Here is an 18,869-nt window from a genome sequence, read left to right on the forward strand (position 1 = left end):
GCCCGGGGCTCCACAACGCGAGCCGTTCATCGGGGGCGATGAGGATTTCCCGGCGGAGCGGAATCCACTACCCTGCGCCGCCCCGGCCCAGCGCCGGGCGTGCAAACACACCCCAAAGACCGAAAGGAACCGGGCGGCCATGACGCAGGAGTCGGGCGAAAAACGGAAGGGCGGACCCAGGCGCGTCGCCCTGGTGGTGGCGGCCGGGCGCGGCTATCGGCTGGGTGGGCAACTGCCCAAGCAGTACCTGACCCTGGGCGGGCGCCCCATCCTGCGCCACAGCCTCGCCACCTTCGCCGCCCACCCGGACGTCACCGCCGTCCGCGTGGTGATCCATCCCGACGACCGGCCGCTGTACGAGCAGGCGGCGCGCGGGCTGGACCTGCTGGAGCCGGTGCCGGGCGGGGCCGAGCGGCAGGACTCGGTGCGGCTGGGCCTGGAGAGCCTGGAGGATCTCGCCCCCGATCAGGTGCTGATTCACGACGCCGCGCGGCCGTTCCTCAGCCTGGGCGTGATCGACCGGGTCATCGCCGCCCTGGACGACCACGCCGGGGTCATCCCCGCCCTGCCTCAGGCCGACACGCTCAAGCGCGCCGACTCTGACGGGCGCATCACCGGCACCGTCGACCGCGCGGACTTGTGGCGGGCGCAGACACCGCAGGCGTTCCACTACCACCCAATCCTGGACGCGCACCGCGCCGCCGCCGGCCAGGCCCTCACCGATGACGCGGCCGTGCTGGAAGCGGCCGGCGAGTCGGTGCGGCTGGTGCCGGGGGCCGAGGACAACGTCAAGATCACCACCCTGGACGACCTGCGGCGGGCCGAGCGCCGCTTTCAGGGTCCGGGGGAGATCCGCGTCGGCAACGGCTTCGATGTGCACGCGTTCGGTCCCGGCGATCATGTCATTCTGGGCGGGGTGGCCATCCCGCACTCCCAGGGCCTGGTCGGGCACTCCGACGCCGACGTCGCCCTGCACACCCTGGCCGATGCGATCTATGGCGCCATCGCCGCCGGCGACATCGGCCGCCACTTCCCGCCCACAGACGACCGCTGGAAGGGCGCGCCCTCCGACGTGTTCCTGCGTCATGCCGGGGGTCTGGTCGAGGCCCTGGGCGGGCGCATTCTCCACCTGGACCTGACCCTGATCTGCGAGCGGCCCAAGGTCGGCCCGCACCGCGCGGCCATCGCCGCGCGGATCGCCGAAATCCTCGGGCTGGACGGCGGGCGCGTCAGCGTCAAGGCGACGACCACGGAAAAGCTGGGATTCACCGGCCGCGGCGAAGGCCTGGCCGCGCAGGCGACAGCCACGGTGTCGCTGCCGGGGTAGCTACCACGGGCGCTGGACGGGAATGGGCTTCGCCTTGTCGGGGTTGCAGCCCATCTCCCGATCCATCTCCGGATCGACGATCTCGGGCTTCAACTGTTCGCGCAGGTAGGCGACGACGCCGTCGCGCTTGTCGTCCTTGATAAAGGCCCAGGTGATGTACAGGCCGCCCCGCGCTTCCATCTCCGAGACCTCGGGGTGATCCTGGAGCCGTTCCACGGCGGCCCCCAGGTCACGCGTGGCGCCGACATAGACCCACCCCGGCTTGACGCCCCTGTGGAAGACGGCAAAGACACCGCCGGCGCCCTTCAGCTTCGGCGGACGCCCCGGGCGCAACCCCAGGAGGCGGTAGAACTTCAGCGAGGAATCCCGTTGCCAATAGGGGTCGGGCGGCGGCGCGTTCTCCTGTTCCCCGAACAAAAAAGACAAAAAAGACATCGGTTGCCTCGCTCGCTAAAATCCGACGCGACGCCGATCAGGCGCCCCGGTCTCGTCACCACGCCCGGCCCGATACTCTTACGGCACTTGCCCCTATCCCGCAAATGGTCGAGAAACGGCCCGGCTTTTTGCGCCATCCGATCCGCCGTGAGGGTGCCCATGACCGTTCAGGACCGCGCCGAGTCCCTGACCGCCGCCGATGTGATCCGCCTGCTGGGGCTGGAACCGCACCCGGCCGAGGGCGGCTACTTCCGCGAGACGTACCGGGCCGCCGAGCGCGCGGCGAGCCATGACCGCTGTGTCTCGACGGCCATCTACTACCTGCTGACGCCGGAGACTGTCTCCGCCATGCACCGGCTGGCCAGCGACGAGGTGTTCCACCACTACGCCGGCGATTCGGTCGAGCAGGTGCACCTGCACCCGGACGGGACGTCCGAACGGGTGCTGATCGGGGCGGATCTGGCGGCCGGCCAACGCCCGCAGGTCGTGGTCCCGCGCGGCGTCTGGCAGGGCGCCCGCTTGGTGCCCGGCGGACGGTGGGCCTTGCTGGGGTGTACCGTGGCGCCCGGGTTCGAGTTCGCCGACTACGACCACGGCGATCGTGCGACCCTGCTTGCGGGCTGGCCCGCCGAGACCGATCTGATCACCATACTGACCGCGTGAGCCGGAACCGGAGTCGGAGGGACCGCCCATGTTCGCCTATGACATGCCGCTCTATCGGCCGCCGTCGGAAGGCAACAACCTCATCATCCAGGCCACCCTGGGGTGCAGTTTCAACCGCTGCGCCTTTTGTTCGATGTACCGGAGCAAGGTCTATCGGCCCCGCCCCCTCGATGATGTATTCGCCGACATCGACGCGGCCGCCCGCGCCTGGCCGGCGGCACACCGGATTTTCCTGGCCGATGGCGATGCCCTGGTGCTGCCGACCGACCATCTGCTGGCCATTCTGGGGCGCCTGATGGCGCGGTTCCCGAACCTGGCCCGGGTGTCGGCCTATGCCACGCCGGCCAACCTGTTGAAGAAATCCCCCGAGGACCTGGAGCGCCTGAAGGCCGCGCGGCTGAGCCTGGTGTACCTGGGGGTCGAGTCCGGATCGCCGGCGGTGTTGCGGCGCATTACCAAAGGGGCCTCGGTCAACGGCATGGTCACGTCGTTGAACAAGGCTCGGGCGGCCGGACTGAAGGTCTCGGCCACCGTGATCCTGGGGCTGGCCGGCGCCGAGGGCTGGGAGGACCACATCACCGCCACGGCGGCGCTGATCAACCAAGCGCCACCGGCCTACCTGTCCACGCTACAGCTCTACCTTGAGCCCGAACGCCACGGGCCGTTCCTGGAGCAGATGACGCGCGACGGCGCGTCCTTCACTTTTCAGGACGATGCCGCCATCCTGGCCGAACAACGGCTGTTCCTGGAGCATCTGCACCCGCCGGCGCCGGTGATCTTCCGCTCCAACCACGCCTCGAACGCCCTCGCCCTGGCCGGTACGTTGCCGAAGGACCGGGACCGCCTGCTGGCCCAGGTCACCGCCGCGCAAGCCATGATGGGGGGACCGGGCTGGCGCCCCCGGCCGTTGCGAGCGTTGTGACCGGTTGAAATGGCGTCGCCGTATCGCCGATGCTGAGCCCAGGTGGTTGCCCGCTTGGAGCGCCGCGCGCCCGCCATCCCCTTTTGTACCCCTGGGCCGGCTCCGCATCCGGTCAACTCGTCCTTGAGGAACTGTACCGTGTTCTTGTCTCGCAGGGTCTCCGATCGGGCCGTCCGATCCGTCGTGATGACGATGGTGCTCGTTCTTTCCGCTGTGCTGATCGCGAGTATCCCCGCCGGCGGCCAGGCCCAGTTGGGTCCCGAACAGCAACAGGTGCTACAGGACATCATCGATGCCCGCACGGCCGAGGTCGAGACCGCCGCCGAGGCCCCGGCGGGCGCGGGCGCCAGCGTTCCCGGGGGCACGCCGGCCGAGGCGACGGACGAGGCCTCGAAAGAGGCGGCAAACGGCGCCGCCCCCGCCCCAGAGACGCCAGAGTCCGGGGCCGCGCCCCCCGCCGGCTCTTCGCAATCCGATGTCGAGGCCCTTGCCACCGTCTTGCGCGACCCCGAGCTTCGGCAGGCCCTGATCGAGGTCCTGCGGGCCGCCGACCCAGCAGAGGCCCCTGCCGAGCCATCGGCCAATACCGAGCAAACGGCCGACAAACCGCAAAAACCGGTGATGCCAGGCTTGGCCGGGCTGGCCGCCGCCACGCTCGGGGCCGTGTCCGGCGGAAACGGGACCTCTCCGTCGGAGGGCTCAGAGGGTGACGGCGGCACGACACAGGACTCGTCGTCCGGCGAAAGCAAGGAAACGACCGCGCCCTTGCCTATCTTGGCGCCGGAAATCTCGGTTCTGACGGACCTGGTGCACGATCTCTACGAGAACGCCGTCTGGGCCAGCGATATCGCCAATCAGGCGCCCCAGGTGCTCGACTGGCTGGTGCTGCAATTCGACGACGACATCCGTGGGACCTGGATCAGTCTCGCCTGGCAGATCGGCTTGGTGGTGCTCGCCGGCGTTGTGGCGGCCCTCCTCGCGCGTTTCGCGCTACGCGGTGCGGTCCGCAACCTGAAAGGGAAGGCGACCGAAGCGACCGGTGGGCGGCGGGTGGCCATCCTGGTGACGCGCCTGCTGCTCAGCCTGCTGCCCATCCTGATCTTCGCCGTCGCCGCCCAGGCCTCCATGCCGTTGATCGACGCGGACCTGCGCACCGAACTCGTGGCTGCTGCCGTCATTACCACCGTGGTCCTGAAGCGGGCGGTGACGCTCATTCTGCGCAGCCTGTTCTCGCCCAAGGACACGGCGGCCCGCCTTGTGCCGGTATCGGACGACGCGGCTTACGTGCTGTTTCGCGGCCTGCAGCGCATCGCCGGAACCATGGTGTTCGGCTATCTCGCGGTCGAGGTGGCCCGGTTGTTCGGGATGCCGCCGGGCGGCCGGGACCTGTTCGTGCATGTCATCGGGTTCATCGTCCTGGTTTTCACCGTCATCACCCTGTTCAGCCTGCGCCACGCCGGTAAGCGGGTGATCCGCCGTGTCGCGGTGGCGGGACCGGCCTCAACCTTCTGGGTTGGCGGCCTGCTGCGGATTCTGGCGGACATCTGGCACGTGCTCGCGGCCGCCTACGCCGCCGGGATCTTCTTCGTCTGGGTCGTGGATTCCGAACAGTGGTTCGCGCTGGCCGGGTGGGCCACGGTCAAGACGGCCCTTGTCTGCCTCCTGACCGTGATCGTGTTCGGATGGGTGCAGAGGCTGCGCGACCGCGCCATGATGCAGCTTCACACCACCAATCGGTTCGACCGCGCGGCCCGCCAAAGGGCGCGTCGGTATGTGGGCATCCTCACGTCCGCGCTGCGCCTTGTTCTGCTGGTCGGCGCCCTGCTGCTGGTGCTGGAGTCCTGGCACATCGGCATCGTGGCCTGGCTGAGCGAGGGCTTCGGGTTGCGGCTGGTGAGCATGGCCTTCAACATCGGCATCGTGTTCATGATCTCGATCGCCTTGTGGGAAGGCGTCAACTACGCCATCCAGCGATACCTGTCGTCGACAGACACCCAAGGCAATCTGGTCGAGCGCGGCCAGCGGGAACGGACCCTGCTGCCGTTGTTGCGCAACGTCCTGACCGTGTTCCTTGTGGTGGTCGTGGCCCTCATCCTGTTGTCGGAGCTGGGCATCGACATCGCTCCGCTGCTGGCCGGCGCCGGCGTGGTGGGCCTGGCCATCGGCTTCGGCTCGCAGAAGCTGGTGCAGGACGTGATCAGCGGTGTGTTCAACCTCCTGGAGGACACAGTCTCTGTCGGCGACGTGGTTCAGGTTGCGGGTTTGGCCGGTGTGGTCGAGGCGATGTCGATCCGCTCGCTGCGGCTGCGCGACCTGTCGGGCAACCTGCACACTGTCCCGTTCAGCAACGTGGACACGGTCACCAACATGACCAAGGACTTCTCGTACTACCTGATGAACGTGGGCGTGGCGTACCGCGAGAACACCGATCACGTCACCCAGGTGCTGAAAGAGATCGGGGCCGGGATGCAGGACGACGCCGACTACGGTCCCTCGATCCTTGAGCCGCTGGAGGTGCTGGGCGTCGACGGCTTCGCGGACTCGGCCGTGATCATCAAGGCCCGCATCAAGACCAAGCCGATCATGCAGTGGTGGGTTGGCCGCGAGTTCAACCGCCGTATGAAGATGCGCTTCGACGAGCTTGGAATCGAAATCCCGTTCCCGCACACGACGCTCTATTTCGGGGTCGACAAGGACGGCAACGCGCCGCCCGCGCACCTGCATGTGGATCGCCTGGCGGCCATGGGCCGCTCCGCCGTGGACGGCCCGGACGTCATGACTCCGGATCAAGCCACCATGCGGCTGGACAAAGGCAGCCATCCCGAGACGCCGCCCGTCTCGCTTCCCGATCCGGACGGGGACGGACGATAGGGGACGAGGCCGATCAGTGGTCCCAAAAAAACTGGCGGTGGAGCCAGACCGTCAGGGCAATGACGATCACTGCGGCGAAAACGATGTCCGACAGGAAGTGGCCGCCGACGACGATGCGCGCGCCACCGACCACGGCCCCGAACAGGAGCGCCGCCACCACGGCGCGCCGCCGCCACCGCGTCGGCACCAGCAGGGCAAAGGCGATGACCCAGAACCCCATGGCGCCATGGCCGGAGACGAACGAGCAGTTCGTCGCGCAGTGGTCCGCGATCATCCAGGCGGGTGTGAAGTCGGCCTCGCCCCCGAAAAGCGTGATGTCGTTGGGGCGCGCCCGGCCCCAGAATTCCTTGAAGAGCCCGTTGACGATGAGCCCCGGCCCCAGGGCCAGACTCAGCACGAGAAAGGCGAGCTGTCGGCCCGTCGGCCACGTCGCCCGAGGCCCGGGGATCAGGCGATCACCGGCCCACACCAGGGCAAGAAACACCAGCACCGCGTACAGGATCGGCGGCACACCCTTGCGGATCAGGTTCAGTAGGGGGCCTTCGGTGACGAACCGCTGCGTCGCGGGATCGTAGAACAGGGCGCTGACCGCCAAATCCACGTGCGGAAACGCCACGAACACCATCACCAGCGCGAGGAAACCCGGGCACCACCAGCCCCCTCTCGGCGAGGCATCCCAGCTTTGCATCGTCATGGCGGCACTCACTCCTCCACCCGGACGGCCGCCCACTCCCGGCGCCGCCCGTCGGGCAGGGTGATGGTGAGCCGGCCACGGATGTCGCCGCCGGCATCCGCCAGCGCGGCCGGCATCACCAGAATCCCGTTGAAGGCATCGACCGTGTCCAGACCGGTTCCGATCACCCGCATCTCGAGACCGCGCCGCGCCGCCTGGTAGGCCAGGATGGCCGCGTCGTCGCCCGCCACCCCCAGGCCCTGACCCTCGTAGGCCTCCGCCAGGCCCTCAAGCCATGGGCCGGCCGAAGCCCAGCCAACGCCCTCGGCCATGGTGCCGAAGCCGGCCGGGACCACCCACCCCGCGCGGGTGGCCACTTCGGGACCCCGCCACACGAGCCCGATCAGCAGGATATTGGTGATCGCGATAAGCCGCACCCACCCCACCCGATCCCGCACGACAAGCCACGCGGTGACAAGAACGACGGTCGCCGGCACGGCCGGGCCGAACAGAGTCGCGGACCCCTCAGCAAGCCCGCCAAAAGCCAGCGCCGCTAGTAGAACGGGGACGCTGAACAGCATCAACAGGCGCGCGCGGAAGTCCCGCAGGGCGCCGCGCATGATCTCCAGCGGGAGCCGCACAGTCAGCAGCGCCACCATCGCGACCATGACCGGCCCAAGCAACAGCAGCAATGCGCCCAGATCCATGGCCAGAGAGTCCAATGTCTCCGGCAGGCGGGTCATGGCATCGTCCAGGGCGACGAGCGACGCCCGGTACCCCTGCCAGTCATGCGCCGCGTTCCACATGATGTCGGGCCACGCGCACGCCAGCGCGGTCAGAACGGCGACATAGGGGCCGGGCCGCCACGGCAGGCGGGTGACTGTTCCGGACAACAAAAGGAAGACAAGCGCCAGCGGCACGAACAGCAGCATCAGTGGATGGATCAAGACACCGACGCCGATCCCCACACCCAGGCCAACCCAGTCCGTAAGCCGTTGGTCCACGGTCATGGTCCGGCCCAGCGCCAGCAAGGCCAGCGCCCAGGGCGACGCCAGCACGGCCACTGGACCAATGAACAGACTGTCCCAGAAGACAATTGGTAGGGTCGCGTGCACGACCATACACCAGAATCCAGTGCGGCGATCGAACAGCGCGGCGCCGATATGGTAGAGGCACCATGTGGCCATTCCCTGAGCCACGGGCGCCAACAGCCGTAGGCATTCGGCCTCTGTCCCACACCACGTGCTCACCAGGCGCACCAGCCACGGAAGCAGCGGCCCCGAGTCCGGCCATGCCGGCCTGGGATCGAGTCCCATCAGCCACACTTCGGCCTCGCCGGGGGTCACCGGCGGTGCCGCGTCGGCCGTCAACAGCCACAGCCGCGCGCCGGTGATGGCCAGGACCGTCAGGGCGACCGCCCCGGGCGTGCACAGCAGATGGAAGGCCCGGTCAATGACCGAGGGTCGCGCGTCGCCTGAGGAATAATGCATCCGACCTTCGCTTTCGCCACTGCGGACCGTTTCGTTCAGCCGTCCTCGAGATGGAACAGCACGGCCAGCCCCAGCAGGCCGGCGACCAGGGTTGGCGACCAGGCCGCCAGACCGACCGGCAGCGTCTGAGACTGGCCCAGGGTATAAGTGACCTGGGAAAAAAAGTAGACGAGGAATCCGGTCACCGTGCAGCCGATCACGCGGAACAACCAGCCGCCGCGCCGTTGGCTTGAGTTGAACCCGAACACGGCGGCCAGCAGGACCATGGCACACAGCATCGCCGGCGAGGCCAACAGGGCGTACCAATGCATCCGGTGCTCGTCGGCCGAGAATCCGGCCGATTCAAAGAAGGCGATGAACGCCGGCAAATCCCAGAACGAAATGGATTCCGGCGCCGCGAACTTCTCCTGAATGGCCGGCACGGACAACTCGGTGGGCACGGCCAGGGTGTCCCGGTGCTCGGGCGCCTGACCCGGCACCGAGATCAGCGCCTGATCGAGGACGATTTCCTGGTCCGCAAGCCGGCCCGATCGCGCGTCGATGCGCCGGTCCGGCACGTCGTCGGGACCGATACTCAGGACCATGACCTCGTTCAGCAGCAGGACGGAGTCCTCGTTGCGGGCCTCGCGGGCGTGGATCACGACGTACCCGTCGTCTCGTGCCTCGCGCAGCCATAACCCACCGCGCGACAGGGAGAACGGGCTGTCGGCGCCCAGACCCACCGTCTTCCCGACCCGTTCGAACTGGGTGTACAGCGCGGCGGCGATCGGGTTGAGCACGCCCACATTGATCACCCCCAGGACCAGCACCAGGGCGAACATGGGCAGCAGCACCTGCCACACGGACACACCGGCCGCCCGAACCACAACCAGCTCGCTCGACCGCGCCAGCCGCCAGAACGAGATCAAGGCCGCCGCCAGAAAGACGAACGGCAGTGCCGTCTGCACGACCAGCGGCAGGCGAAGCAGGCCCAACGTCGCCACCAAGCCCAGGGTTGCCTCTGGCACCTTGGCGGTCCGCCGCAACAACTCAATGATATCAAACAACAGGATGACGCCGGACACCACCAGGACGGTGAGTCCCAGGGCAATCAGGAAATGCCGCGCGATGTAGGTCGTCAGAGTTGGGTGCACGCCGAAGGTTCCGAATGCGGGCCGATCGCGACCGCGAAGGATAGGCGCGGTCACCGAGCGCCGTTCTTACACCGCCGGTGCCGGACTTGTCACCGCACACCCGCGTACCGATGTCCGGCCCTGGCGCTCGGAGCGGCTTTCGGGCCTTTGCGGCACTCCTCCAGGGCGGTATGGTGACGCGCACCATGGTTCCCGCACCGCGAAGAAATGGAAGTGCGTCATGCCAGCCCCCATGCACGTCCCGAGCACCGAAGACATCGAACGTGAGATCGAGGCCGAGTTCCGCGACGACGCCCGTCAGGCCCTCAACCGCGTCGAGGTGGAGATCGAGAACGCGCGCTCCGGGGCGACGAGCGGACCAGCCGCCGCCGGCGCCTTGCGTAAGATCATCCGCTCGTTGACCGCCCAGGCGCCGTCCGGCGTGCTGCCCAGCGCACGTCTGCTCCTTCGGCGCATGGATGAATACCTCGGACCGCTCGACGATCTGACGCCGGTTCACCTGGATGACGTCAGGTTCTTCGCCGACCGGCTGGAGGATGCGCTCGAGGGCCGGTTGGAGGGCACCGAGGCCACCGCGCGCGTGGTGCGTGAACTGCCCCTCAAGCGCACGTTCGATATCGACTTCGAGGTCGTCATCCCGCGCCCGGTCGAGGTGCTGCTGGTCCTGCCGGACCGCGCCGGCGCCCACCTGGTCGAGCGGGAACTGGCTGCCTGCGGCCTGCGCAGCACGAACGTCCGCATCCCCTTCGATGCGTTCGAACAGGCGTTCCGCGCCCGCCCCGACCTGATCATCGCCGGCCAGGAGATCGGCGAGATGACGGGCGTGGATTTGGCCTGCGCCTTCACGGCCATGCCGCATACGCGCGATATTCCGTTCGCCCTTCTGTCCAGCTACGAGTGGGGGCACGCGGCACTGAAGGACCTGCCGCCACGGGCGGCGCTGCTGAAGAAGGGGCCGCGATTCGGCGACGACCTGGCGCTGGCCCTCACCCGATTCGGGATTCTCTGATCGCATGCGTCGGCGGGCGAAACGGGCATTAGAACGAGGAGTTCGGCTCCTCCAGGAACGCCAATTCCTCGGGCGTGGAGTCGCGGCCCAGGATCGCGTTTCGGTGCGGAAAGCGCCCGAACAGGGCGATGATCTCGTGGTGGCGGTGGGCCGACTTCTGCGCGCCCTCGATGCCCAGACGGTCGTACAGGGTCAGGGACCGTTCCTGTTCGACGAGATCCTCGGCGTGCTGGAACGGCATATACAGGAACAGCCGCTCGACCGGGGTCAGAGCCGTATCGTGGCCGTCACGAAGCGCCTGCTTGGCGGCGTCCAGGGCCTTGCCATCGGTTGCGAACGCCCGGGGTGTGCCCCGGTGGATGTTGCGCGGAACCTGATCGAGCAGAAGGATCAGCGCCAAGGCCCCCTTTGGCGTTACCGCCCAGCCGTCGAGTTCCCCGCGCGCCGCGCGGGCATGGGCCTCGGCGAACCGCGCGCCCACCTCCGCGTCGAAGGCCTCGGATTTCTCGAACCAGACGTCGCGAAACCCGCCATACTCTGGATCGTCCGGTGTTCCAAACCAGAACGCCAGCAGGTCATCGGCCAAGGGATCGAGAGACTCATCGGAACCGGCCATGGTCGGGCGCCTTTTCTGTCAAGGAACCGGGATCACACATCGCATGAGGCAGACGAAAAAGCCATCGTACCAGACGTCCGAGCCGGAGTGGCGGGTGAGCCGGGAGCCGGTCCCCTACCCCGACGCCGTGGCCGAAATGGAAACCCGCGTCGCCGCCATCCGCGCCGGCACGGCGCCGGAACTGGTCTGGCTGCTGGAGCACCCGCCGGTGTACACGGCCGGAACCTCCGCCCGCCCCGAGGATCTGGTGATCGCCGATCGTTTCCCGGTCTACCGCACCGGGCGCGGTGGTCAGTACACCTATCACGGCCCCGGCCAGCGGGTCGCCTATGTCCTGCTGGACCTGGGCCGGCGTGATCGCGACGTCCGGTGCCACGTCCACCGCCTGGAAGAATGGCTGATCCGCGCCCTGGCCCAGCTCGATGTCGTCGCCGAGCGCCGCGCGGACCGCGTGGGCCTGTGGGTGCCACGCGGCACAGGACGCGAGGACAAGATCGCCGCCGTCGGTGTGCGTGTGCGGCGGTGGGTGACGTTCCACGGCGTCGCCCTCAACGTCAACCCGGACCTCGGCCACTTCGCCGGCATTGTGCCGTGCGGGATCCGCGAGCATGGCGTGACGAGCCTGTTCGATCTGGGACGAAAGGTTACCATGGTCGAGGTTGACGCCCTATTGCGGGCAACCTTCACAGAAGTCTTCGGTGCCGCTCGCCCGCTGTGTTCCGCCTGAATTATGGCTGTTGTGGCGGCGTCGTTGGACACGACCAGCGACCTTGCCTTGACACACGGTGGTCCGCACGCGCAAAGTTTCGTGGGCTTTCTGTCACGCGCCCGCGTGGCTCTCCAGAACGGATGTTGCAGCCATGACTCAAGTTGCCAAGTCGTCGCAGGATCGCGCCGCCGCCGGAACGGGCAGCGCTGTTGCCAAGGTGTCGGCGGAGCAGGTCTTCGTCACCATCTACGTGCACGGCCAACTCTTCGGCATTCCCGTGGAGCGCGTGCAGGATATCCTGATCCCCGAAAAGATCGCCCGCATTCCCCTGGCGCCGAACGAGGTGGCCGGGGCGATCAACCTGCGTGGCCGCATCGTGACCGTCATTGAGGTCCGCAAGCGCCTCGGCCTGCCCAAGCCGAAGGACCCGAAAAAGAATGTCATGTGCGTGACCATCGAGCAGGGCAACGAACTCTACAGCATGATGGTCGACTCCGTCGGCAACGTGCACAGCCTGTCGCTGGACTCCATCGAACCGAACCCGTCGACGCTTGACCCGCGCTGGCGAGCCGTTTCCCTGGGCGTGGTGCGCCTGGAAGGGGAGTTGATGGTTGTCATGGACGTCGACGCCTTCCTGAAGTTCGAGTGACCATTGAGGACACCCCCTCGATCTCGATGGACGGGGTGGTCCAGATGTGGACACCAAGGGACGGTCAGGCATGAGCGACAGGGCGTTTCAGGAATCGTACCCGGATGACGTGAGCCATTGCTACGGCTGCGGCCGTCTCAATGAGCATGGGCACCAGTTGAAAAGCTACTGGGACGGTGAGGAAACCGTGGCCCAGTTCGAGCCGTTGCCCTATCACACCGCCATTCCCGGGTTCGTGTACGGGGGGCTGATCGCTTCCTTGGTGGATTGCCACGGCACGGCCACGGCCGCCGCCGCCTCGTACCGGGCGGAAGGGCGCGTCATGGGCAGCGAGCCGGCATTGCGCTTCGTGACCGCGTCGTTGCATGTGGACTTCCTGCGCCCCACGCCGTTGGGCGGGCCGCTGGAGCTGCGCGGTCACGTGGAGACCCTCGGCCCGCGCAAGGCCTCTATCGCCATCACGGTCTCCGCCGAAGGCGTCGTGTGCGCCCGGGGCCGCGTGGTGGCGGTGCGGATGCCGGAGTCCATGACCCCACCCCAGGCCGACGCGCGCGAACCGGCCGGGGCGTGATCCGATCAGACAGCGAAGCTTTCACCGCAGCCGCACTGACTGGTGGCGTTCGGATTGCGGAACACGAAGCCGCTTTGCATTTTCGTGTCCTCGTAGTCCATCTCGGCCCCGAGCAGATACATGACGGCCATCGGATCGATGAACACGCGAGCACCGTCGCGCTCGACCACGTCCTCGAAGGCGCCAGCCTCCTCGGCATACTCCACCTGATAGCGCAGGCCGGAGCATCCCGCCTTCTTGATGCCCACGCGAACGCCCTGCACCGGCTTGCCGGCCCGGGCCATCAGGTCGCGCACGCGCGCGGCGGCGGCGGCGGTCAGCGTCAGGGGCGCCGGACGGGCCGGCGGGGCGGTGTCGGTGGGACGGTCGGAGGTGGTGGTCGTCATCAAACGCCCTTCCATACAAAAACAGACACAACAAGCTGCCGGCCGGCCCGACTTAGTACATATCCAGCTCGACCTTGGCGATCTCTGACATGTTGGCCGGCGTCCACGGCGGATCCCAGGTCAGCGTCACCGTCACCATGCCGACGCCCGGCGTCGCGGCCACCGCCTCGGCCACCTGCCCCGGCAACTCGCCGGCCACCGGGCACGCCGGCGCGGTCAGGGTCATGACGACGTCCCAGTCGCCCCGGCCCTTCGGCTCGATCTCGTAGATCAGGCCCAGGTCGTAGATGTTGACCGGGATCTCCGGATCATGGACCGAGCGCAGGGCATCCACGACGGCCTCCTCCCCCGCCGGTTCGGCACCCTCGGTCAGCGGTGTTCCGGCGGTGGCGGAGAAGCCTTCCTCCGGCGGTGGCTCCGTCGATGCGGGCATGGCGTAAGGGGGCATCATGGCGGCGGTTTCCCTCAAAGACATTGCGGTGTGCGGGTCTTGGTCCTTCATTCACTCACATCAGGATCGCGCGCGCGCGATCCAGCGCCTCGATCAACGCATCGATGTCGGCGCGGGTGTTGTACAGGCCGAAGGACGCGCGGATCGTGCCACTGACGCCCAGGCGCGCCATCAGCGGTTCGGCGCAGTGATGCCCGGCGCGCAGGCACAGGCCGGAACGGTCCAGCAGCAGGGCCAGGTCCTGCGGATGCGCCCCGGCGAGGCTGAACGACACCACCGCCGCCTTGTGCGCGGCGGTGCCGTGCACGGTCACCCCCTCAATGGAGGCCAGCCGCTGCATGGCGTAGCGCAGCAGGTCGGCCTCGTGCGCGGCGATCGTCTCGCGGCCGATGGCCTGCACATAGTCGATCGCGGCGGCGAGGCCAATCGCCTCGACGATGGGCGGCGTGCCGGCCTCGAACCGGGCCGGCGGCGGGGCATACGTGGTTTTCTCGAACGTCACGGAGTCGATCATGTCGCCGCCGCCCTTCCATGGCGGCATGGCCTCCAGCAGGTCGAGCGTGCCGTACAGCACGCCGATGCCCGTGGGACCGTACAGCTTGTGGCCGGTGAAGGCGTAGAAGTCGCAGCCGATGGCCCGCACATCGACCGGCCCGTGAACGACCGCCTGGCTGCCGTCCAGCAGGACACGGGCGCCGACGGCATGGGCGCGCGCGGTGATGTCGGCGACGGGCAGGATGGTCCCCAAAACGTTCGAGCAGTGGGCCACGGCGACCAGCTTGACCCGCTCGTCCAGCAGGCGGTCGAACGCGGCCATGTCCAGCGCACCGTCGTCGGTGATGGGCGCCACGCGCAGGTCGCACCCGGTTGCCTCCCGAACCATCTGCCACGGCACGATGTTGGCGTGATGTTCCAGTTCGGTGATCAGGATGGCGTCCCCGGGACCAAGGGTCGACCGCGCCCAGGTGTGGGCCACCAGATTGATGGAATCGGTGGCGTTGGCGGTGAACACGATCTCGCGCTCGTCGGCCGCGTTGAGGAACGCGCGTACGGTCTCGCGCGCCGCCTCGTAGCGGCCGGTCGCCGTCTCCGACAGCCAGTAGGCCCCCCGGTGGACGTTTGCGTAGCACTCGGTGTGCGCCCGGGTCATGGCCTCCAGCACCTGCCGCGGCTTCTGCGCCGAGGCCCCGGTGTCGAGGTAGACCAGGGGCTTGCCGTGCACCTGACGGCCAAGGATGGGGAAGTCGTCGCGGGCGACTTCCGGGTCGTACGCGGGCACGGCGGCGGTCTTGGTGGCAACGTCCATCGGCGTCAGGCCTCCCACGTGGCGGCGTGGCGGCGCGCCTGCCAGACTCGCACGGCGCCCAGAAAGGCCTCGCGCAGGGGACCTTCCGGCACGGCCTCCACCACATCGTCGAGAAACGCCTCGACCAGCAGGGCCCGGGCTTCCGATTCGGGAATGCCGCGCGCCATCAGGTAGAACACATGGTCAGGGTCCAGTTCCCCGATGGTGGCGCCGTGACTGCACTTGACGTCGTCGGCGTAGATTTCCAGCTCCGGCTTGGTATCGACCTCGGCGCCACGCGCCAACAGCAGGGCCTGGTGCAACTGGTTGCCGTCGGTGCGCTGGGCATCGCGGCGCACGATCACCTTGCCCTGGAACACGCCTCGGCCGCCGGCATCGACCACGCCCTTGAAGTGCTGGTCGGAGATGGCATCCGCCACGGCGTGGTCAACCACCAGCGTGGTGTCGATGTGGTGCCCCTCGGCCGCCCCATAGGCACCGTGCAGCCTCGCCTCGGCCCCGGTGCCGCGCAGCCGCACCCGGCCCTCGTTGCGCACCAGGCGTCCGCCCAGGGTCAGCGTGAACGCATCATAGGCGGCGTCCGCGTCCAGGGTCGTTTCCGTCAGGTCCAGATCCACCGCCTCGCTGGCCACGTTGACCAGCCGCAGGTGCCGCAGCCGGGCGCGCGCCTCCAGGCGGATTTCGGTCACCGCGTTGGACAGGCTCTCGGCCGCCCCGGGCGCCGTCACACGGCTTTCGACGAGCGTGGCGTCGGCCCCCTCGCCCATCACCACGAGATGACGCGGATGGACGTGCCGGGCACCGTCCGGGGCGTCGGTCACCGAGACGACATGGATGGGTTTGTCCAACGCCACGCCGGGCGCCACCAGGATCACCAGGCCATCGCCCATCAGCGCCGCGTTCAGCGACCCCATCGGCGCGTCCGACAGGTCGGCGATCTGGCCCAGGTGCGGGCGCACCGTCTCCGGCTCCGTGGCCAGCAGATGGGACAGACGCACCATGCGCACGCCGGCCGGCAGGTCCCCCGGCAGCGACACGGCCCGGCCGTTCACCAGCATCACTTGGTGGACGTCCGGCAGGTCGAGCGCGCCGCGTCCGGCCCCGTCCGACGGACCCAGGGCGCCGTCATCCTGGGTGAACGGGATCTTCGTCAGGCCCGACAGGTTGGTGTACTTCCAGGCCTCCACCTTCACCGTGGGAAGCCCACGTTCGCGGTAGACCGACAGGCCGGCCCGGCGCAGGTCGGCCAGCCAAGCCGGCTCGTCCGCGCCCAGGGCGGCGGCATCCAGAGTCCGGGGAATAAGATCGGTGGTTTCCGTCATGATGGCACTCAGCCCTTTTCGTCCCGTCACGCGGCCGCGGCGTCGGTGAAGGCGGCGTAGCCCTCCGCCTCCAGCGTCTCGGCCAGGGTCTTGTCGCCGGTCTTGACGATGCGACCACCGGCCAGGACATGCACCACGTCGGGCACGATGTAGTTCAGCAGGCGCTGATAGTGGGTGATGATCAGCATCCCGCGCTCGGGCGAGCGCAGGGCGTTGACGCCGTCGGCGACGATCTTCAGCGCATCGATATCGAGGCCGGAATCGGTCTCGTCGAGCACGCACATCCGCGGCTCCATCATGGCCATCTGCAGGATTTCCACGCGCTTTTTCTCGCCGCCGGAAAAACCGACGTTGACCGGGCGCTTCAACATGTCCTCGGCCACGCCCAGGCGTTTGGCGTTCGCCTTCATCGCCTTCAGGAAGTCCAAAGCCTCAATGTCAGGTTCGCCGCGCGCCTTGCGGCGGGCGTTGAGGGCCGTCTTGAGGAACGTCGCCATGGCCACGCCCGGAATCTCGACCGGGTACTGGAAGGCCAGGAACACGCCGGCGCGCGCCCGTTCGTCGGGTTCCATGTCCATCAGGTCCGCGCCGTCGTAGAGGATCGAGCCGCTGGTGGCGACATAGCCGGGCCGACCCGCGATCACGCTCGACAGTGTGCTTTTGCCGGCGCCGTTCGGTCCCATGATGGCATGGACCTCGCCGGGATTGATGGTCAGGTTGATGCCCTTGAGGATGGCCTTGGACGTGTCGTCCTCCAGGCTGGCGTGCAGATCTTTGATTTCAAGCAGGGCCATCTCGGTTCGGTCCTCGTCCTTGGTCACGTTTGATGGGAGCGCGCGGCCGGTCAGCCGACGCTGCCTTCCAGGCTGATGCCCACCAGTTTCTGCGCCTCGACGGCGAATTCCATTGGCAGCGTCTGCAGCACCTCCTTGCAGAAGCCGTTGACGATCAGGGCCACGGCGTCCTCTTCAGAGATGCCCCGCTGCAGGCAATAGAACAGCTGCTCGTCGCTGATGCGGCTGGTGGTCGCCTCATGCTCCACCTGGGCCGACGGGTTGCGGTTCTCGATGTAGGGCACCGTGTGCGCGCCGCACCGGTCGCCGATCAGCAGACTGTCGCACTGGGTGAAGTTCCGCGCCCCTTCCGCCTTCGGCATCATGCGCACCAAGCCCCGGTAGGTCTGGTCGGCGCGGCCGGCGGAAATCCCTTTGGAAATAATGCGCGAGCGGGTGTTCTTGCCAATGTGGATCATCTTGGTGCCGGTGTCGGCCTGCTGGGCACCGTTCGTGATGGCCACCGAGTAGAACTCACCCGAGGAATTGTCGCCCTGCAGGATGCAGGACGGATACTTCCAGGTGATGGCCGAGCCCGTCTCCACCTGCGTCCACATGATCTTGGAGTTGCGGCCCCGGCAGGCGCCCCGCTTGGTGACGAAATTGTAGATGCCGCCCTTGCCGGTCTCGTCCCCCGGGTACCAGTTCTGCACGGTGGAGTACTTGATCTCCGCGTCGTCCAGGGTCACCAGTTCGACCACAGCGGCGTGCAACTGGTTCTCGTCGCGTTGCGGCGCCGTGCAGCCCTCCAGGTAGCTGACGTAGCTGCCCTCGTCGGCGACGATCAGGGTGCGCTCGAACTGGCCGGTGTTGCGCTCGTTGATGCGGAAGTAGGTGGACAGCTCCATGGGGCAGCGCAGCCCCTTGGGCACATAGACGAACGAACCGTCGGTGAATACGGCCGAGTTCAGCGTGGCAAAGAAGTTGTCCGAGTACGGCACCACCGAGCCGAGATACTTCTGCACCAGTTCGGGGAAGCGATGCACCGCCTCTGAGATCGGACAGAAGATGACGCCCATCTCCTCCAGCTTCTTCTTGTAGGTAGTCGCCACCGAGACGCTGTCGAACACCGCGTCCACCGCCACGCCGGCCAGCATCTCCTGCTCCTTCAACGGGATGCCGAGTTTTTCATAGGTGCGCAGCAACTCCGGATCGACCTCGTCGAGGCTCTTGGGAGCATCGTCCTTGCCCTTCGGCGCGGCGTAGTAATAGGCGTCCTGGTAGTCGATGGGCGGATAGTCCACCTTCTGCCAAGACGGCTCGGTCATGGTCAGCCAATGGCGGTAAGCCTTCAGGCGCCATTCCAGCATCCACGCCGGCTCCGCCTTCTTGGCCGAGATGAACCGGATGATGTCCTCGTTCAGGCCCTTGGGCGCCTTGTCGGAGTCGATGTCCGTGACAAACCCGTACTTATAGGCCCCCGAGACCTCGGCGATCCGGTCCATGGTGTCCTGTGTGGCCGCCATGCTGCTCAACTCCATTCAAAAAACGGGCGACGCCCGA

19 protein-coding genes are annotated in these 18,869 nt (G+C 67.7%); 8 read left to right on the forward strand and 11 right to left on the reverse strand.

Annotation, left to right across the window (positions count from 1 at the left end; genetic code table 11):
- Positions 1 to 139 precede the first annotated feature (139 nt).
- Positions 140 to 1,327 carry a bifunctional 2-C-methyl-D-erythritol 4-phosphate cytidylyltransferase/2-C-methyl-D-erythritol 2,4-cyclodiphosphate synthase gene (locus tag Q0309_RS16405; protein WP_299443684.1) on the forward strand — a complete coding sequence of 396 codons (1,188 nt, stop codon included), beginning with the start codon at positions 140 to 142 and terminating at the stop codon, positions 1,325 to 1,327.
- Here the strand turns inward: Q0309_RS16405 and Q0309_RS16410 are convergent, their stop codons facing one another.
- Positions 1,328 to 1,762 (reverse strand): hypothetical protein, encoded by a 435-nt coding sequence (locus Q0309_RS16410; RefSeq protein ID WP_299443687.1) that lies wholly within the window; start codon positions 1,760 to 1,762, stop codon positions 1,328 to 1,330.
- 159 nt (positions 1,763 to 1,921) lie between these two features.
- On the opposite strand from Q0309_RS16410, the gene Q0309_RS16415 reads away from it, so the two are divergent.
- The 3 genes from Q0309_RS16415 (at position 1,922) to Q0309_RS16425 (ending at position 6,218) form a co-directional block, all read left to right on the forward strand.
- Positions 1,922 to 2,425, forward strand: a complete 504-nt coding sequence (locus tag Q0309_RS16415; protein WP_299443690.1) for a cupin domain-containing protein — start codon at positions 1,922 to 1,924, stop codon at positions 2,423 to 2,425.
- 28 nt (positions 2,426 to 2,453) lie between these two features.
- Positions 2,454 to 3,347 carry a radical SAM protein gene (locus Q0309_RS16420; RefSeq protein ID WP_299443693.1) on the forward strand — a complete coding sequence of 298 codons (894 nt, stop codon included), beginning with the start codon at positions 2,454 to 2,456 and terminating at the stop codon, positions 3,345 to 3,347.
- A 186-nt stretch (positions 3,348 to 3,533) separates the two neighbouring features.
- On the forward strand, positions 3,534 to 6,218 hold the full coding sequence (locus Q0309_RS16425) for a mechanosensitive ion channel domain-containing protein (protein WP_299443696.1): 2,685 nt from the start codon (positions 3,534 to 3,536) through the stop codon (positions 6,216 to 6,218).
- 13 nt (positions 6,219 to 6,231) lie between these two features.
- On the opposite strand, the gene Q0309_RS16430 is transcribed toward Q0309_RS16425, so the two are convergent.
- Genes Q0309_RS16430 through lptG form a run of 3 tightly spaced genes read right to left on the reverse strand, consistent with a single transcriptional unit; the run spans position 6,232 to position 9,514 of the window.
- Complete coding sequence (locus Q0309_RS16430) at positions 6,232 to 6,912, reverse strand: phosphatase PAP2 family protein (RefSeq protein WP_299443699.1); 681 nt, start codon at positions 6,910 to 6,912, stop codon at positions 6,232 to 6,234.
- Between the two features lie 8 nt (positions 6,913 to 6,920).
- On the reverse strand, positions 6,921 to 8,381 hold the full coding sequence (locus Q0309_RS16435) for a glycosyltransferase family 39 protein (RefSeq protein ID WP_299443702.1): 1,461 nt from the start codon (positions 8,379 to 8,381) through the stop codon (positions 6,921 to 6,923).
- Positions 8,382 to 8,416: 35 nt separating this feature from the next.
- On the reverse strand, positions 8,417 to 9,514 hold the full coding sequence (gene lptG / locus Q0309_RS16440) for an LPS export ABC transporter permease LptG (RefSeq protein ID WP_299443705.1): 1,098 nt from the start codon (positions 9,512 to 9,514) through the stop codon (positions 8,417 to 8,419).
- Positions 9,515 to 9,734: 220 nt separating this feature from the next.
- On the opposite strand from lptG, the gene Q0309_RS16445 reads away from it, so the two are divergent.
- On the forward strand, positions 9,735 to 10,523 hold the full coding sequence (locus Q0309_RS16445; RefSeq protein ID WP_299443708.1) for a DNA-binding response regulator: 789 nt from the start codon (positions 9,735 to 9,737) through the stop codon (positions 10,521 to 10,523).
- Positions 10,524 to 10,551: 28 nt separating this feature from the next.
- Here Q0309_RS16445 and Q0309_RS16450 read toward each other — a convergent pair whose 3' ends face one another.
- On the reverse strand, positions 10,552 to 11,139 hold the full coding sequence (locus Q0309_RS16450) for a DUF924 family protein (protein WP_299443711.1): 588 nt from the start codon (positions 11,137 to 11,139) through the stop codon (positions 10,552 to 10,554).
- Positions 11,140 to 11,182: 43 nt separating this feature from the next.
- On the opposite strand from Q0309_RS16450, the gene lipB reads away from it, so the two are divergent.
- The 3 genes from lipB to Q0309_RS16465 all read left to right on the forward strand — a co-directional run bounded on the left by lipB (position 11,183) and on the right by Q0309_RS16465 (position 13,068).
- Positions 11,183 to 11,866 carry a lipoyl(octanoyl) transferase LipB gene (lipB, locus tag Q0309_RS16455; protein ID WP_299443714.1) on the forward strand — a complete coding sequence of 228 codons (684 nt, stop codon included), beginning with the start codon at positions 11,183 to 11,185 and terminating at the stop codon, positions 11,864 to 11,866.
- 133 nt (positions 11,867 to 11,999) lie between these two features.
- Positions 12,000 to 12,497: a chemotaxis protein CheW gene (locus tag Q0309_RS16460; RefSeq protein ID WP_299443718.1), complete on the forward strand. Its 498-nt coding sequence runs from the start codon at positions 12,000 to 12,002 to the stop codon at positions 12,495 to 12,497.
- Positions 12,498 to 12,567: 70 nt separating this feature from the next.
- Positions 12,568 to 13,068 (forward strand): PaaI family thioesterase, encoded by a 501-nt coding sequence (locus tag Q0309_RS16465; protein WP_299443721.1) that lies wholly within the window; start codon positions 12,568 to 12,570, stop codon positions 13,066 to 13,068.
- Between the two features lie 5 nt (positions 13,069 to 13,073).
- Here Q0309_RS16465 and Q0309_RS16470 read toward each other — a convergent pair whose 3' ends face one another.
- From Q0309_RS16470 to sufB, 6 genes are read right to left on the reverse strand one after another with little or no spacing between them, the layout of a single operon-like run.
- Positions 13,074 to 13,454: an iron-sulfur cluster assembly accessory protein gene (locus Q0309_RS16470; protein WP_299443724.1), complete on the reverse strand. Its 381-nt coding sequence runs from the start codon at positions 13,452 to 13,454 to the stop codon at positions 13,074 to 13,076.
- Positions 13,455 to 13,506: 52 nt separating this feature from the next.
- A complete protein-coding gene (locus Q0309_RS16475) occupies positions 13,507 to 13,905 on the reverse strand; it encodes an iron-sulfur cluster assembly protein (protein WP_299443727.1) in 399 nt (132 codons plus the stop codon).
- 55 nt (positions 13,906 to 13,960) lie between these two features.
- The gene (locus Q0309_RS16480; RefSeq protein WP_299443730.1) at positions 13,961 to 15,211 is read right to left on the reverse strand and encodes a cysteine desulfurase; all 1,251 of its coding nucleotides are present in this window, start codon (positions 15,209 to 15,211) and stop codon (positions 13,961 to 13,963) included.
- Between the two features lie 5 nt (positions 15,212 to 15,216).
- The gene (gene sufD, locus Q0309_RS16485; RefSeq protein ID WP_299443733.1) at positions 15,217 to 16,533 is read right to left on the reverse strand and encodes a Fe-S cluster assembly protein SufD; all 1,317 of its coding nucleotides are present in this window, start codon (positions 16,531 to 16,533) and stop codon (positions 15,217 to 15,219) included.
- Between the two features lie 26 nt (positions 16,534 to 16,559).
- The gene (gene sufC, locus Q0309_RS16490) at positions 16,560 to 17,321 is read right to left on the reverse strand and encodes a Fe-S cluster assembly ATPase SufC (RefSeq protein ID WP_366940650.1); all 762 of its coding nucleotides are present in this window, start codon (positions 17,319 to 17,321) and stop codon (positions 16,560 to 16,562) included.
- A 56-nt stretch (positions 17,322 to 17,377) separates the two neighbouring features.
- Positions 17,378 to 18,832 (reverse strand): Fe-S cluster assembly protein SufB, encoded by a 1,455-nt coding sequence (gene sufB / locus Q0309_RS16495; RefSeq protein WP_299443739.1) that lies wholly within the window; start codon positions 18,830 to 18,832, stop codon positions 17,378 to 17,380.
- Positions 18,833 to 18,869 lie beyond the last annotated feature (37 nt).

The sequence above is a fragment of the uncultured Rhodospira sp. genome, from assembly GCF_937138205.1.
Taxonomy (GTDB): Bacteria; Pseudomonadota; Alphaproteobacteria; order Rhodospirillales; family Rhodospirillaceae; genus Rhodospira.